Below are 13,790 nucleotides of genomic sequence, written 5' to 3'. Positions count from 1 at the left end.
AGGCGGGAAAATCAGCTGGCGAAGAAGGCCCGGGGGTCGGCCACCAGCACACCCTGCTCGGTCAGGCGCTCGATGAGGCCGGACGGCGAGATGTCGTACACGATGGCCAGGGCCCGCAGGTCGTCGGCCCGGATCGAGAGGACGCGGCCGTTGTAGTCACCGCGCTGCTGCTGGATGGCCCGGGCGTAACGCGCCACGTAGGCGAGGTCCTCGCCGGTGGTGTCGTAGAGCTTCTCGAGGTCCAGCACGATCTTGTTGGTGGCCTCGAGGCGGACACCGCTGCCGTCGGGCAGCAGTTCCGAGACGGGCACCCGGTAGAAGTCGGCCAGCTCGGCCAGGCGCGAGACGGTGACGGCACGGTCGCCACGCTCGTACGAGCCCACCACGACGGCCTTCCATCGGCCGTTCGACTTCTCTTCCACACCCTGCAGGGACAGGCCCTGCTGCTGCCGGATGGAGCGCAGGCGCGCACCCAGCGACTTGGCGTACTCAGACGGCATTCGGAACACTCCCACTGTGCTGGCCCGGAGGGGGTTCCCCTCCGCGATCGCTACGCAGCGTGACGGTACGCAGTGAGCGACCCCCGGTCAAGTGTCGTTTACCTATGAGTCGCGTCGCGACGGGGAGAGTTGTCGGAATAGTCCGTCGTGTTCGCCCGTCAGGCACGTCACCATGGTCATCGCCGCGTCCACTGGTAACGTAGCGTCAGCCATCGGGCCGGCTCCCTCCGGGGCCGTTCCGCCAGACGTCCTTTAACGACCCGTCCCGTGAGGCGGGGAAGGAGGTCCGCCGTGGCATCGCCACGCGCCGACGCGCCTAGCAAGATCATTCTTAGTGCGTCCGACCTGCATCGGGTCGTCGACCGCATCGCTCACCAGATTCTCGAGAAGACCTCGGGCGCCACCGGCACCGTCCTTCTCGGCATTCCCACCCGCGGCGTCCCGCTGGCCCAGCGCCTGGCCGCCCGCATTCACGCCTTCGAGGGCATCGACGTCCCGGTCGGCTCCCTCGACATCACCCTCTACCGCGACGACCTGCGGCTGCACGCCACCCGCGCGCTCGGCAAGACCGAGCTGCCCGGCGGCGGCATCGACGGCCGGCGGGTCGTCCTGGTCGACGACGTGCTGTTCAGCGGCCGTACCGTGCGGGCCGCGCTCGACGCCCTGAACGACGAGGGCCGCCCCAGCTCGGTGCAGCTCGCGGTGCTGGTCGACCGTGGTCACCGCCAGCTGCCGATCCGCGCCGACTACGTGGGCAAGAACATTCCGACCTCGCTCTCCGAGAGCGTCCGCGTCTCGCTGACCGAGTCCGACGGCCTCGACGAGGTCAAGCTGACCGGGGGTGAGGACCAATGATCAAACACCTGCGTTCCGCGGCCGACCTGGACGCGCCCACCGCCACCCTGATCCTGGACACCGCGGGCGAGATGGCCGCTCTGGCCGGGCGTGAGGTCAAGAAGCTGCCGACGCTGCGCGGCCGCACCGTGGTCAACCTGTTCTACGAGGACTCGACCCGCACCCGCATCTCGTTCGAGGCCGCGGCCAAGCGCCTGTCGGCCGATGTCATCAATTTCTCGGCCAAGGGCTCCAGCGTCTCAAAGGGTGAGAGCCTGAAGGACACCGCGCTCACCCTGCAGGCCATGGGAGCCGACGCGGTCGTCATCCGGCACCCCGCCTCGGGCGCGCCGCACCGGCTGGCCGCGTGGGTCGACGGGTCGGTCGTCAACGCCGGCGACGGGACGCACGAGCACCCGACGCAGGCGCTGCTCGACGCCTACACGATGCGGTCGCGGCTGGGCCGGATCGACGGCCTCAAGGTCGCCATCGTGGGTGATGTGCTTCACAGCCGGGTCGCCCGCTCCAACGTCCTGCTGCTCACGACGCTGGGGGCCCAGGTCACGCTGGTCGGCCCGCCCACGCTCATCCCGGTCGACATCGCCGCCGCGTTGTCACCGGCGACCAAAGTGTCGTACGACCTGGATAGCGTCCTGCCCGACATGGACGTCGTGATGATGCTTCGAGTGCAGACCGAGCGCATGCAGGACTCGTTCTTCCCGTCCGCCCGGGAATACAGCCGCCGCTACGGTCTCGACCTCGCGCGCATGCGCAAACTGCCGGAACACGCGATCGTCATGCACCCCGGCCCGATGAACCGCGGCATGGAGATCACGCCCGAGGTGGCCGACTCCTCCCGCTCCACGATCGTCGAACAGGTCGCCAACGGCGTCAGCGCCCGCATGGCGGTTCTCTATCTGCTGCTTGGGGGCAAGGCATGACCTCTTATCTGTTGCGCGGTGTCTCGGTGCTCGGTGCCGAGTCGCGAGATCTGGCGATCGTCGACGGGCTCATTTCCGACAAAGCTCCGGCGGACGCCGAGATCATCGACGCCGCCGGGCTGGTGGCGCTGCCCGGCCTGGTCGACCTGCACACCCACCTGCGCGAGCCGGGCCGCGAGGACGCCGAGACGGTCGAGACCGGCTCCCGGTCGGCCGCGCTCGGCGGCTACACCGCGGTCTTCGCGATGGCCAACACCTCGCCGGTGGCCGACACGGCCGGCGTGGTCGAGCAGGTCTGGCGGCTGGGCCGCGAGGCCGGGCTGGTCGACGTGCAGCCGATCGGCGCGGTCACCGTCGGGCTGGCCGGCAAGCAGCTGGCCGAGCTGGGCGCGATGGCCACCTCCGCCGCCAACGTGCGCATCTTCTCCGACGACGGCCACTGCGTCGCCGACCCGCGCCTGATGCGCCGCGCGCTCGAATACGTCAAGGCGTTCGACGGCATCATCGCCCAGCACGCCGAGGAGCCGCGGCTCACCGAGGGCGCCCAGATGCACGAGGGCGAGGTCAGCACCCGGCTCGGCCTCACCGGCTGGCCCGCGGTGGCCGAAGAAGCGATCATCGCGCGCGACGTGCTGCTGGCCGAGCACGTCGGCAGCCGCCTGCACATCTGCCACGTGTCCACGGCGGGCTCGGTCGAGGTGCTGCGCCAGGCCAAGGCCCGCGGCGTGCGCGTGACGGCCGAGGTCACCCCGCACCACCTGCTGCTCACCGACGAACTGGCCGCGTCCTACGACCCGGTCTACAAGGTCAACCCCCCGTTGCGTACGGCGGCCGACGTCGAGGCGCTGCGGGCCGCGCTGGTCGAGGGTGTGATCGACATCGTCGCCACGGACCACGCGCCGCACGCGACGGAGGACAAGGAGTGCGAGTGGGCGTACGCCCGCCCGGGCATGGTCGGTCTCGAGACCGCCCTGCCGGTCGTGCTCTCCGTGCTGGGTGAGCGGTGGGACCTGATCGCCGAGCGCATGTCCCGGACGCCCGCGCGCATCGCGGGCCTGACCGGCCACGGCACCGACCTCGCGGTGGGGCAGCCGGCCAACCTCACGCTGGTGGACCCGTCCGCCCGGCGGGTCGTCGACCCGTCCGAGCTGGCGAGCCGCAGCCGCAACACACCGTACGCGGGCACCACCCTGCCGGGTCGCATCGTCGCGACCTTCCTCCGGGGAGAGCCGACGGTCCTCGATGGGAAGGCTGTTAAATGAGCACCCCCCCTTTTGATGCAGTACGGCGAAGCCGTTTGGCCAGCCCAGCGATCCTCGTGCTCGAGGACGGCAGGACGTTCACCGGTCTCGCTTACGGCGCGCTCGGCGAGACGTTCGGCGAGGCCGTCTTCACCACCGGCATGACCGGTTACCAAGAGACTTTGACCGACCCGTCGTACCACCGGCAGGTCGTGGTGCAGACCGCGCCGCAGATCGGCAACACCGGCGTCAACGACGAGGACGACGAGTCGTCCAAGATCTGGGTCGCGGGTTACGTCGTACGCGACCCGGCTCGTCGCCCCTCCAACTGGCGCTCCACCGGTGACCTGGGGGAGCGGCTGGCCGCCGAGGGTGTCGTCGGCATCAGCGGCATCGACACCCGCGCACTGACCCGGCACCTCCGGTCGCGGGGCGCCATGCGGGTGGGCATTTCCAGCGTGGATCTCGACCCGGTCTCCCTTCTCGCACGTGTTCAGGCCGCGCCCCAGATGGTGGGCGCGGACTTGTCGGCGGAAGTCAGCACATCGGATAAATACACTGTGTCCGCTATCGGCGAACATAGGTATACAGTTGCCGCGCTCGACCTCGGCATCAAGCGCAACGTCTCGCAGCGCCTCGCCGCTCGCGGCGTGACCACGCACATCTTCCCGGCCTCGTCGTCGATCGAAGACCTGCTCGCGGTGTCGCCCGACGCGGTGTTCTTCTCGCCCGGCCCCGGCGACCCGGCCACCGCCGACGGCCCGGTCGCGCTGGCCCGCGAGGTCATGCGCCGGCAGAAGCCGCTGTTCGGCATCTGTTTCGGCAGTCAGATCCTGGGCCGGGCGCTCGGCTTCGGCACTTACAAGCTGGGGTACGGCCACCGCGGCATCAACCAGCCGGTGCTCGACAAGACCACCGGCAAGGTCGAGGTGACCAGCCACAACCACGGCTTCGCGGTCGACGCGCCGCTCAACACCGTGATCGACACCGACTTCGGCGGCGTCGAGGTCTCGCACGTCTGCCTCAACGACAACGTGGTCGAGGGCCTGCGCGGCCTCGAGGTCCCCGCCTTCACCGTCCAGTACCACCCCGAGGCGGCAGCCGGCCCGCATGACGCGGACTACTTGTTCGACCGGTTTGTTGAGCTTGTGGAAAAGAAGGGCTGATCGCATGCCGAAGCGTGAAGATCTCAAGCATGTGATGGTGATCGGCTCGGGCCCGATCGTCATCGGCCAGGCCTGCGAGTTCGACTACTCGGGCACCCAGGCCTGCCGCGTCCTGCGGGCCGAGGGCATCCGGGTCTCGCTGGTCAACTCCAATCCGGCCACGATCATGACCGACCCCGAGTTCGCCGACGCCACCTACGTCGAGCCGATCACCCCGGAGTTCGTCGAGCTGATCATCGCCAAGGAGCGCCCGGACGCGATCCTGCCCACCCTCGGCGGCCAGACCGCGCTCAACACCGCGATCGCGCTGCACGAGAGCGGCGTCCTCGAGAAGTACGGCGTCGAGCTGATCGGCGCCGACGTCGACGCGATCCGCCGCGGCGAGGACCGCCAGCTGTTCAAAGAGATCGTGGCCAAGGCCGGCGGTGAGACCCCGCGCTCGCGCGTCTGCCACTCGATGGACGAGGTGCACGCGACGGTGGCCGAGCTCGGCCTGCCGGTCGTCATCCGGCCGTCGTTCACCATGGGCGGTCTCGGCTCGGGCATGGCCCACACCGACGACGACCTGAACCGGATCGCCGGCTCCGGCCTGGCCGCCTCCCCGGTGCACGAGGTGCTCATCGAGGAGAGCGTGCTCGGCTGGAAGGAGTACGAGCTCGAGCTGATGCGCGACAAGCACGACAACGTCGTGGTCGTCTGCTCGATCGAGAACGTCGACCCGATGGGCGTGCACACCGGCGACTCGGTGACCGTGGCCCCGGCCATGACCCTGACCGACCGCGAGTACCAGAACCTGCGCGACCTCGGCCTCGCCGTGCTGCGCGAGGTCGGCGTCGACACCGGCGGCTGCAACATCCAGTTCGCGATCAACCCCGACAACGGCCGCCTGGTCGTCATCGAGATGAACCCGCGCGTGTCGCGCTCGTCGGCGCTCGCCTCCAAGGCCACCGGCTTCCCGATCGCCAAGATCGCGGCCAAGCTGGCCATCGGCTACACGCTCGACGAGATCCCCAACGACATCACGCTGAAGACGCCGGCCGCCTTCGAGCCCGCCCTCGACTACGTGGTCGTGAAGATCCCGCGGTTCGCCTTCGAGAAGTTCCCGGGGGCCGACCCCGAGCTGACCACCACGATGAAGTCGGTCGGCGAGGCCATGTCGATCGGCCGGAACTTCGCCGAGGCGCTCAACAAGGCGATGCGTTCCTTGGAGACGTCAGCCGCGGGGTTCTGGACGCGTCCGGATCCTTCTGGTGATCTTGCGTCCGTTCTGGATGATTTGCGCATTCCGCACGACGGCCGGCTTTACACGGTCGAGCGCGCGCTGCGGCTCGGCGCGACCGTCGAGCAGGTGCACGAGGCCAGCGGGCGGATCGACCCGTGGTTCCTCGACGAGATCAAGGCGCTGGTCGACCTCCGTACGGAGATCATCGACGCCCCCGTGCTCGACGAGGAGCTGCTGCGCCGGGCCAAGCGCTCGGGCGTCTCCGACAAGCAGCTCGCCGCCCTGCGCCCCGAGCTCGCGGGGGAGGACGGCGTACGCACGCTGCGGCACCGGCTCGGCATCCGCCCGGTCTACAAGACCGTCGACACCTGCGCGGCCGAGTTCGAGGCCGACACCCCGTACCACTACTCGACGTACGACGAGGAGACCGAGGTCGCGCCGTCGGCCCGGCCCAAGGTGCTCATCCTCGGCTCGGGTCCGAACCGCATCGGCCAGGGCATCGAGTTCGACTACTCCTGCGTGCACGCGGTCATGGCTCTGCGCGGCGTCGACTACGAGACCGTCATGGTCAACTGCAACCCGGAGACGGTCTCGACCGACTACGACACGGCCGACCGGCTCTACTTCGAACCGCTGACCTTCGAGGACGTCTTCGAGGTCTTCGGATCGGAGGACTCCAGCGGCAAGGCGGCCGGCGGGCCCGGTGTGATCGGCGTGATCGTGCAGCTCGGCGGCCAGACCCCGCTCGGCCTGGCCAACCGGCTCAAGGCGGCCGGCGTACCCATCGTCGGCACCTCGCCCGAGTCGATCGACCTGGCCGAGGACCGCGGCCTGTTCGGCGCCGTGCTGGCCAAGGCCGGCCTGCGCTCGCCCGACCACGGCACCGCGACCAGCTTCGACGAGGCCAAGGCGATCGCCGACACGATCGGCTACCCGGTGCTGGTCCGCCCGTCCTACGTGCTCGGCGGCCGCGGCATGGAGATCGTCTACGACGAGCCCACGCTGAAGGGCTACATCGAGCGGGCCACCGAGATCTCGCCCGACCACCCGGTGCTGGTCGACCGGTTCCTCGACGACGCGATCGAGATCGACGTCGACGCGCTGTGCGACGCGACCGGCGAGGTCTACCTGGGCGGCGTCATGGAGCACATCGAGGAGGCCGGAATCCACTCCGGCGACTCGTCGTGCTCGCTGCCGCCGATCACCCTGGCCGGCTCGCACCTGGCCGAGGTGCGCCGCTACACCGAGGCCATCGCCCGCGGCGTCGGGGTGCGTGGCCTGCTCAACGTGCAGTACGCGCTCAAGGACGACACGCTCTACGTGCTCGAGGCCAACCCGCGCGCGTCGCGGACCGTGCCGTTCGTCAGCAAGGCGACCGCGGTGCCGCTGGCCAAGGCGGCGGCCCGGATCATGCTCGGCGCCACCATCGCCGAGCTGCGGGCCGAGGGCATGCTGCTGGCCGACAGCGACGGCGGCACGGTGCCCGAGAACGCGCCGATCGCCATCAAAGAGGCGGTGCTGCCGTTCAAGCGGTTCCGCACCCCGGCCGGTAAGGGCGTCGACAGCCTGCTCGGCCCCGAGATGAAGTCGACCGGCGAGGTGATGGGCATCGACGCCGGCTTCGGCCAGGCGTTCGCCAAGTCGCAGGCCGCCGCGTACGGCTCGCTGCCGACCTCGGGCAAGATCTTCGTCTCGGTCGCCAATCGCGACAAGCGGGCGATGGTCTTCCCGATCAAGCGGCTGGCCGACCTCGGCTTCACGATCGTCACCACGGCCGGCACCGGCGAGGTGCTGCGCCGCTACGGCGTCGTCTGCGAGATCGTGCCCAAGCACTTCGAGAGCCCCGGCCAGAACGCGGTAGAGCTCATCCTGGCCGGCGAGATCGCGATGATCATCAACACGCCGCAGGGCTCGGGGGCCAGCGCCCGCTCCGACGGGTACGAGATCCGCAGCGCGGCGGTCACGGCCGACATCCCGAGCATCACCACGGTGCCGGGCGCGGCGGCTGCGGTCATGGGCATCGAGGCGCTCATGCGCGGCGACATGACCGTGCGGCCCCTGCAAGAGCTGCACGCGGTCCTGCGGGGTACGAAGTGACGTTGTTCGAGTCCGCCGTCCGCCCGGTCCTGTTCCGGGTGGGCGGCGGGGACGCCGAGAAGGCCCACGAGTTCACGCTGAACCGCCTGGCCAAGCTGCCCGGCCCGGTGCGCGCGGCTATGAAGGCCCGGTATGCGGTCGACGCCCCGGTCGAGGCGTTCGGTGTGCGCTTCCCCAACGCGGTCGGTCTGGCCGCCGGCATGGACAAGAACGGTCTGGCCCTGCCCGCGTGGCCGGCCCTCGGCTTCGGCTTCGTCGAGGTCGGCACGGTCACCGCGCACGCCCAGCCCGGCAACGACAAGCCGCGCCTGTTCCGCCTGCGCGACAGCGAGGCGATCATCAACCGGATGGGCTTCAACAACGCGGGCGCGGCCGCCCTGGCCGACCGGCTCGAGCAGCTCGGCCCGATCGGGGTGCCGCTGGGCGTCTCGCTCGGCAAGTCGAAGGTGACCCCGCTCGAGGAGGCGGTCGACGACTACCTCACCTCGCACAAGCTGCTGCACCCGTACGCGGACTACATCGCGGTCAACGTCTCGTCGCCCAACACGCCGGGCCTGCGCACGCTGCAGGACAAGTCCGCGATCGCCGACCTGCTGACCGCGCTGGTCGGCCCCAAACCGGTGCTCGTGAAGATCGCTCCCGACCTCACCGAGCCGGCCATCGCCGAACTGCTCGAGGTCTGCCTCAGCCACGGCGCGGCCGGGGTGATCGCCACCAACACGACGCTGTCGCGCGACGGGATCGCCGAGGGCGACCGGTCCCGGGCGGGGGAGTCCGGCGGGTTGTCGGGGCGGCCACTGACCGAGAAGGCCCGCCAGGTCGTCCACTTCGTGCACACCGAGACCGGCGGCAAGCTGCCGATCATCGGGGTGGGCGGCATCATGGGCGCCGACGACGCGGCCCGGCTCTTCGACGCGGGCGCCGCACTGGTCCAGCTCTACAGCGGCTTCATCTACCGGGGCCCGGCGCTGGTACGGGCGGCCGCCTCGGTCCGCCCGGTCACCTCGACTGCGGTGGCGCGATGAGCGGGCGAGCGCCGGCCGCTTCCAGACCTCTTCGCCTCCGGGCCCGCCCGGTCCGGCCGACGGCCTCGTTCCCCTCGCCGTTCTTCCTGCGGGTGCCTTCCTTCCGGGCAGCGGCTTCCTTCCTCCGGGTGTCTTCCTTCTGGGCGGGGCGCCTCTTCTGGGTTCCTTCTTTCTGGGCAGCAGTGCCTTTCCCGCCGGCGGCCGTGCGATGAACGGCTCGCGGGCGGAGGAGTTGGTCGCCCGCGACCGGCGGCACGTGTGGCATCCGTACGGGCCGATGCCCGGGCGCAGCGAGCCCTACCTCGTCGAGAGCGCGTCCGGCGTACGGCTGAAGCTCGCCGACGGCCGGGAACTGGTCGACGGCATGTCGTCGTGGTGGGCAGCCATTCACGGGTATCGGCACCCGGTGCTCGATGCCGCGCTGGCTGAGCAGGCCGGGCGAATGAGCCACGTGATGTTCGGCGGGCTCACCCACGAACCGGCGATCGAGCTGGCCACGACCCTGGTCGATCTGGCCCCCGACGGTCTGGAGCACGTCTTCCTGGCCGACTCCGGCTCGGTCGGTGTCGAGGTGGCGATCAAGATGGCGTTGCAGGCCCAGCTGGCGCTCGGCCACGACGGTCGCCGGAAACTCGCCACGTGGCGCGGCGGGTACCACGGCGACACGTTCCACCCGATGAGCGTGTGCGACCCGGTCGGCGGTATGCACTCGCTGTGGACCGGGGTGCTGCCGGCCCAGGTCTTCGCCGGCCCGCCGCCCGCCGCATACGACGAGGCGTACGCGGCCGAGCTCGTCGAGATGGTCGAGAAGCACGCCGACGAGATCGCCGCCGTGATCGTCGAGCCGGTCGTGCAGGGCGCCGGGGGCATGCGGTTCCACCATCCGGAGTATCTGCGCGTCCTGCGCGACATCACGGCCGCGCACGGCATCTTCCTGATCTTCGATGAGATCGCCACCGGCTTCGGCCGCACCGGCGAGTTCTTCGCGGCCGCGCACGCCGGGGTCAGCCCCGACATCATGTGCGTCGGCAAGGCGCTCACGGGCGGCTATCTGACCCTGGCGGCCACGCTGTGCACGAGCGAGGTCGCGGCGGCGATCTCGGCCGGGGCGGGCGGCGGTCTGGCCCACGGCCCGACGTTCATGGGCAACCCGCTGGCGTGCGCGGTCGCCAACGCCTCGCTGGGGCTCCTGCGCACGGGTGACTGGCGGGATCGCGTGCGGGTGATCGAAATCGGTCTCCGCGCGGGCCTGGAGCCGCTGCGAACGGCGCCCGGCGTCGCGGACGTGCGGGTCCTGGGGGCGATCGGGGTCGTGCAGTTGGACCACGACGTGGACATCGCCCGGGCGACCGCGGCGGCCGTCGAGGCAGGGGTGTGGCTCCGGCCCTTCCGCGACCTGATCTACACGATGCCGCCGTATGCGGCCGAACCGGACGACGTCGCCCGGATCGCGGCCGGTATCGCCGCCGCGGTATCGGCGACCTGAAGATCCCGAGCCGACGCCAGGGGCCGCCACTGAACTCGTGCACACACGATGCGGCCCGCGACGTCCGCACTGTTGACCTTGATCAGCGTCCGGGTTCGTTCCGGCGTCCCGAACCTGACTGACCACTTGACCGACCCGGCCCCGCGGACGGGTCGCGACCTGACTGATCACTTGACTGACGACACGGAAGAGGGAGTCCCTGTGGAGACCTTCGGCAAGCGCCTCGCGGAGGCCATGGACAAGCGCGGCCGGCTGTGCGTGGGCATCGACCCGCACGCCGCTCTCCTGGCCCGCTGGGGCCTCACCGACGACGTCGCCGGCCTGGAACGCTTCGCCCGTACGGTGGTCGAAGCCCTGGCCGATCGGGTGGCCGTGCTCAAGCCGCAGTCGGCTTTTTTCGAGAGATTTGGGTCACGTGGCATCCAAATTCTTGAGTCAACTATCCGACAGTCCCGGGAGGCCGGCGCGCTGGTCCTGCTCGACGTGAAGCGCGGCGACATCGGCTCGACGATGGCCGCGTACGCCGACGCGTACCTCGATCCGGCCAGTCCTCTGCGTGCCGACGCGATTACTGTGAGTCCCTATCTCGGCGTGGGCTCGTTGCAGCCGGCATTCGACGTCGCCGCTCGTCACGGCGGCGGCGTCTTCGTTCTGGCGCTGACGTCCAATCCGGAGGGACCCTCCGTCCAGCATGCTGTCGCAACGGACAAAAAGACCGTGGCACAAAACGTGATCGACGAAATTTCCCTGCTCAACAAGGGTTTTGAGCCGCTCGGAAGCCTCGGTCTCGTAATCGGAGCGACGATCGGTGAAACCGGGCACGATCTGTCCCGAGTGAACGGTCCGCTGCTCGCGCCGGGCCTCGGAGCGCAGGGCGCAACCGCCTCCGACCTGCGGTCCGTCTTCGGCGAAAGCCTGCGCAACGTGCTGCCGTCGTACTCACGGGAAGTCCTCACAGCGGGACCTTCAGTGGCCGGCCTGAGGGACGCCGCGGACCGCGCCGCGGACGAATGCCGGGCCGCTCTCGGGTGAAACGGCCCTGCTTATCAGGGCGTGACCAAGCGGTCGGCGGGGTACCCCCACGTTGCCGAAAGCGCGGTTGACCGCTAGTTTTCCGGTCGCCGGTGGACCACATGCCCCTTTGGTTCCCTGGCACACCACGTTTCACAGAAGCGCCGGTATTGAACTACCGCCGCGATAGGGACCTGAGGAGAACTGGTGCCGCTCCCGTCACTGAGCCCCGAGCAGCGCGCTGCAGCGCTGGAGAAGGCCGCGGAAGTACGCAAGGCTCGGGCTGAGCTGAAGGAACAGCTCAAGTCCGGCAAGACCACCCTCGCCGCTGTGCTTGACCGCGCGGAGGAGGACGAGGTCGTCGGCAAGCTGAAGGTCTCGGCCGTGCTCCAGGCGCTGCCGGGCATCGGCAAGATTCGCGCGACCCAGATCATGGAGAAGCTGAAGATCGCCGACAGCCGTCGGCTGCGCGGTCTCGGCGACCAGCAGCGCAAGGCCCTCCTGGGGGAGTTCGCTGCGAACTGACTCACGGGCTCGTGTTGAATGAGCCTTGTGAGCATGGATGACGACGCGCGCCCGGCAGCCCGCCTCACGGTCCTTTCCGGCCCCTCCGGGGTCGGGAAAGACAGTGTGATCGAGCTGATCCGGGCGCGCTCGCCTTGGATCAAGTTGTCCGTGTCGGTGACGACCCGGAAGAAACGCGACTACGAGACCGACGGCGAGCACTACCACTTCGTGACCCGGCAAGATTTCCAGCGACTGATCGACGGCGGTCAGCTGCTCGAATGGGCCGAGTTCGCCGGCAACCTCTACGGCACGCCCCGGGCCCAGGTCGAGGGGTGGATCAGCCAGGGCCGGCCCGTCCTGCTCAAGATCGACTTGCAGGGCGCCCGCCAGGTGCGGGCCACCATGCCCGACGCGCAACTCGTCTTCCTGGCCCCGCCCAGCGTCGAAGAGCTGCGCCGCCGCCTGATCGGCCGAGGCACCGACGACGAGGAAACCATCCGCCGTCGCCTGGCCCACGCCGACGAGGAACTGGCCGCCGAGAAAGAATTCGACCGCACGGTGGTCAACGACTTCGTCGAGCGGGCCGCCGATGAGCTGGTAGGATTGCTCGGTTCGTCATTTCTGACGCCAGCGCAAGCCCCAGAGCATTAAGGATCTTAAAACTGTGGGAACCATCGCGAACCCCGAGGGCATCACCAACCCGCCGATCGACGAGCTGCTCGACAAGACCTCGTCGAAGTACTCGCTGGTGATCTTCGCGGCTAAGCGCGCCCGCCAGGTCAACGCTTACTACAGCCAGCTCGGCGAAGGTCTGCTGGAATACGTCGGCCCGCTGGTCGAGACCACGCCGCAGGAGAAGCCGCTCTCGATCGCCATGCGCGAGATCAACGCTGGGCTTCTGACTGCTGAGGCTACCGACAACCCCTGATCCGGGGTTTTGCCTGATCGCCGCTTTTGCGGTCGGCCACTTGATCCCGCGTCCGTTCTGGGCGCGGGATCTTTTCGGTTTGTGGGGTGGACTCGCTTGCGCTGGGACGGCTGAGGCCGAGGGTGACCATGCTGGGCTGATGAAGCGCACGCCCTGCATGGTCACCCTCGGCCTCAGCCTTGCGTGGGGTTCACCTCGCCCTGAGGGAGTGGTTGGCGCTTCTCTTCGTGCGTGGCTGGGGTGGGGGAATCCGTGCGGGTGGGGGATCTGGCTTCCGCGTTGGGGGTGGGCTGGGACTTTCTCGCACTCAGGCCGGGCTTTGTGGTGGGGTGCGCGTTCGCACCGTGCCGGTTGCGCTTTGCGGTGGGTATGGGAGGGGTGGGCGGGCTCCGTATTTGGGGGGTGGCTTTCAGGTGCGCGGCTTTGCAGTTGGTGTGCAGCCGGGGGTCTTGAGACGGTGGTTTCTTCGCTGTCAGGTGCAACAGAAGTGGTCGTAGCCGGTGCGCGGGACGGCGTGGGCGGACGTCGTCTTGCCCGTCGGTCAGGTGCAGCTGGAGTGGTCGTAGCCGGTGCGCGGGACGGCGCGGGCGGACATCGGCTCTGCCCGCCGGTCGGGTGCAACTGGATTGGTTGCAGCCGGCGCGCGGGACGGGCCGAGCGGACATCGTTTCTGCCCGCCGTTCAGGTGCAGCTGGAGTGGTAGCTGCGGCGTGGGCCGGCTGGGCCTTGCCTGTGTTCGCAGATGCCGTCGGGGCGGTACGTCTGTCCGCGAGCGGTGTGGCGAGGGCGGGGTTGGGGTTTTTCTTATCAGGGTGAGTTCTGGCTTGGGTGA

Annotated in this window: 12 protein-coding genes; 11 read left to right on the top strand and 1 reads right to left on the bottom strand. The window is 69.4% G+C overall.

Features of this window, described 5'->3' with window-relative positions; all coding sequences use genetic code 11:
- Positions 1-11: 11 nt before the first annotated feature.
- Positions 12-500, bottom strand: coding sequence for a transcriptional regulator BldD (bldD, locus tag M1L60_RS45745; protein WP_020517563.1), 489 nt, complete (start codon positions 498-500; stop codon positions 12-14).
- A 291-nt stretch (positions 501-791) separates the two neighbouring features.
- Here bldD and pyrR point away from each other — a divergent pair, with 291 nt between their 5' ends.
- From pyrR to rpoZ, 11 genes are all read left to right on the top strand, one after another.
- A complete protein-coding gene (gene pyrR / locus M1L60_RS45740) occupies positions 792-1,355 on the top strand; it encodes a bifunctional pyr operon transcriptional regulator/uracil phosphoribosyltransferase PyrR (protein ID WP_253243902.1) in 564 nt (187 codons plus the stop codon).
- The gene (locus M1L60_RS45735) at positions 1,352-2,275 is read left to right on the top strand and encodes an aspartate carbamoyltransferase catalytic subunit (RefSeq protein ID WP_253243901.1); all 924 of its coding nucleotides are present in this window, start codon (positions 1,352-1,354) and stop codon (positions 2,273-2,275) included. The genes pyrR and M1L60_RS45735 overlap by 4 nt, the downstream gene beginning before the upstream one ends.
- The gene (locus M1L60_RS45730; protein ID WP_253243900.1) at positions 2,272-3,537 is read left to right on the top strand and encodes a dihydroorotase; all 1,266 of its coding nucleotides are present in this window, start codon (positions 2,272-2,274) and stop codon (positions 3,535-3,537) included. Before M1L60_RS45735 ends, M1L60_RS45730 begins: the two co-directional genes overlap by 4 nt.
- Positions 3,534-4,682: a glutamine-hydrolyzing carbamoyl-phosphate synthase small subunit gene (carA, locus tag M1L60_RS45725; RefSeq protein ID WP_253243899.1), complete on the top strand. Its 1,149-nt coding sequence runs from the start codon at positions 3,534-3,536 to the stop codon at positions 4,680-4,682. The genes M1L60_RS45730 and carA overlap by 4 nt, the downstream gene beginning before the upstream one ends.
- 4 nt (positions 4,683-4,686) lie before the next feature.
- The gene (carB, locus tag M1L60_RS45720) at positions 4,687-8,001 is read left to right on the top strand and encodes a carbamoyl-phosphate synthase large subunit (RefSeq protein ID WP_253243898.1); all 3,315 of its coding nucleotides are present in this window, start codon (positions 4,687-4,689) and stop codon (positions 7,999-8,001) included.
- Positions 7,998-9,026, top strand: coding sequence for a quinone-dependent dihydroorotate dehydrogenase (locus M1L60_RS45715; protein WP_253243897.1), 1,029 nt, complete (start codon positions 7,998-8,000; stop codon positions 9,024-9,026). Before carB ends, M1L60_RS45715 begins: the two co-directional genes overlap by 4 nt.
- Positions 9,027-9,234: 208 nt before the next feature.
- Positions 9,235-10,512, top strand: coding sequence for an adenosylmethionine--8-amino-7-oxononanoate transaminase (locus tag M1L60_RS45710; RefSeq protein ID WP_253243896.1), 1,278 nt, complete (start codon positions 9,235-9,237; stop codon positions 10,510-10,512).
- 201 nt (positions 10,513-10,713) lie between these two features.
- Positions 10,714-11,544: an orotidine-5'-phosphate decarboxylase gene (pyrF, locus tag M1L60_RS45705; protein ID WP_253243895.1), complete on the top strand. Its 831-nt coding sequence runs from the start codon at positions 10,714-10,716 to the stop codon at positions 11,542-11,544.
- A gap of 186 nt (positions 11,545-11,730) precedes the next feature.
- The gene (mihF, locus tag M1L60_RS45700; RefSeq protein WP_020517554.1) at positions 11,731-12,048 is read left to right on the top strand and encodes an integration host factor, actinobacterial type; all 318 of its coding nucleotides are present in this window, start codon (positions 11,731-11,733) and stop codon (positions 12,046-12,048) included.
- A 33-nt stretch (positions 12,049-12,081) separates the two neighbouring features.
- Entirely contained in the window at positions 12,082-12,681 is a 600-nt protein-coding gene (gmk, locus tag M1L60_RS45695; protein WP_253243894.1) for a guanylate kinase, read from the top strand.
- Between the two features lie 13 nt (positions 12,682-12,694).
- A complete protein-coding gene (gene rpoZ / locus M1L60_RS45690) occupies positions 12,695-12,958 on the top strand; it encodes a DNA-directed RNA polymerase subunit omega (RefSeq protein WP_015623990.1) in 264 nt (87 codons plus the stop codon).
- The last annotated feature ends 832 nt before the right edge of the window (positions 12,959-13,790 follow it).

It is taken from the genome of Paractinoplanes aksuensis, from assembly GCF_024137025.1.
Lineage (GTDB): Bacteria > Actinomycetota > Actinomycetes > Mycobacteriales > Micromonosporaceae > Actinoplanes > Actinoplanes aksuensis.
This window is presented reverse-complemented; position numbering and strand designations above follow the sequence as displayed.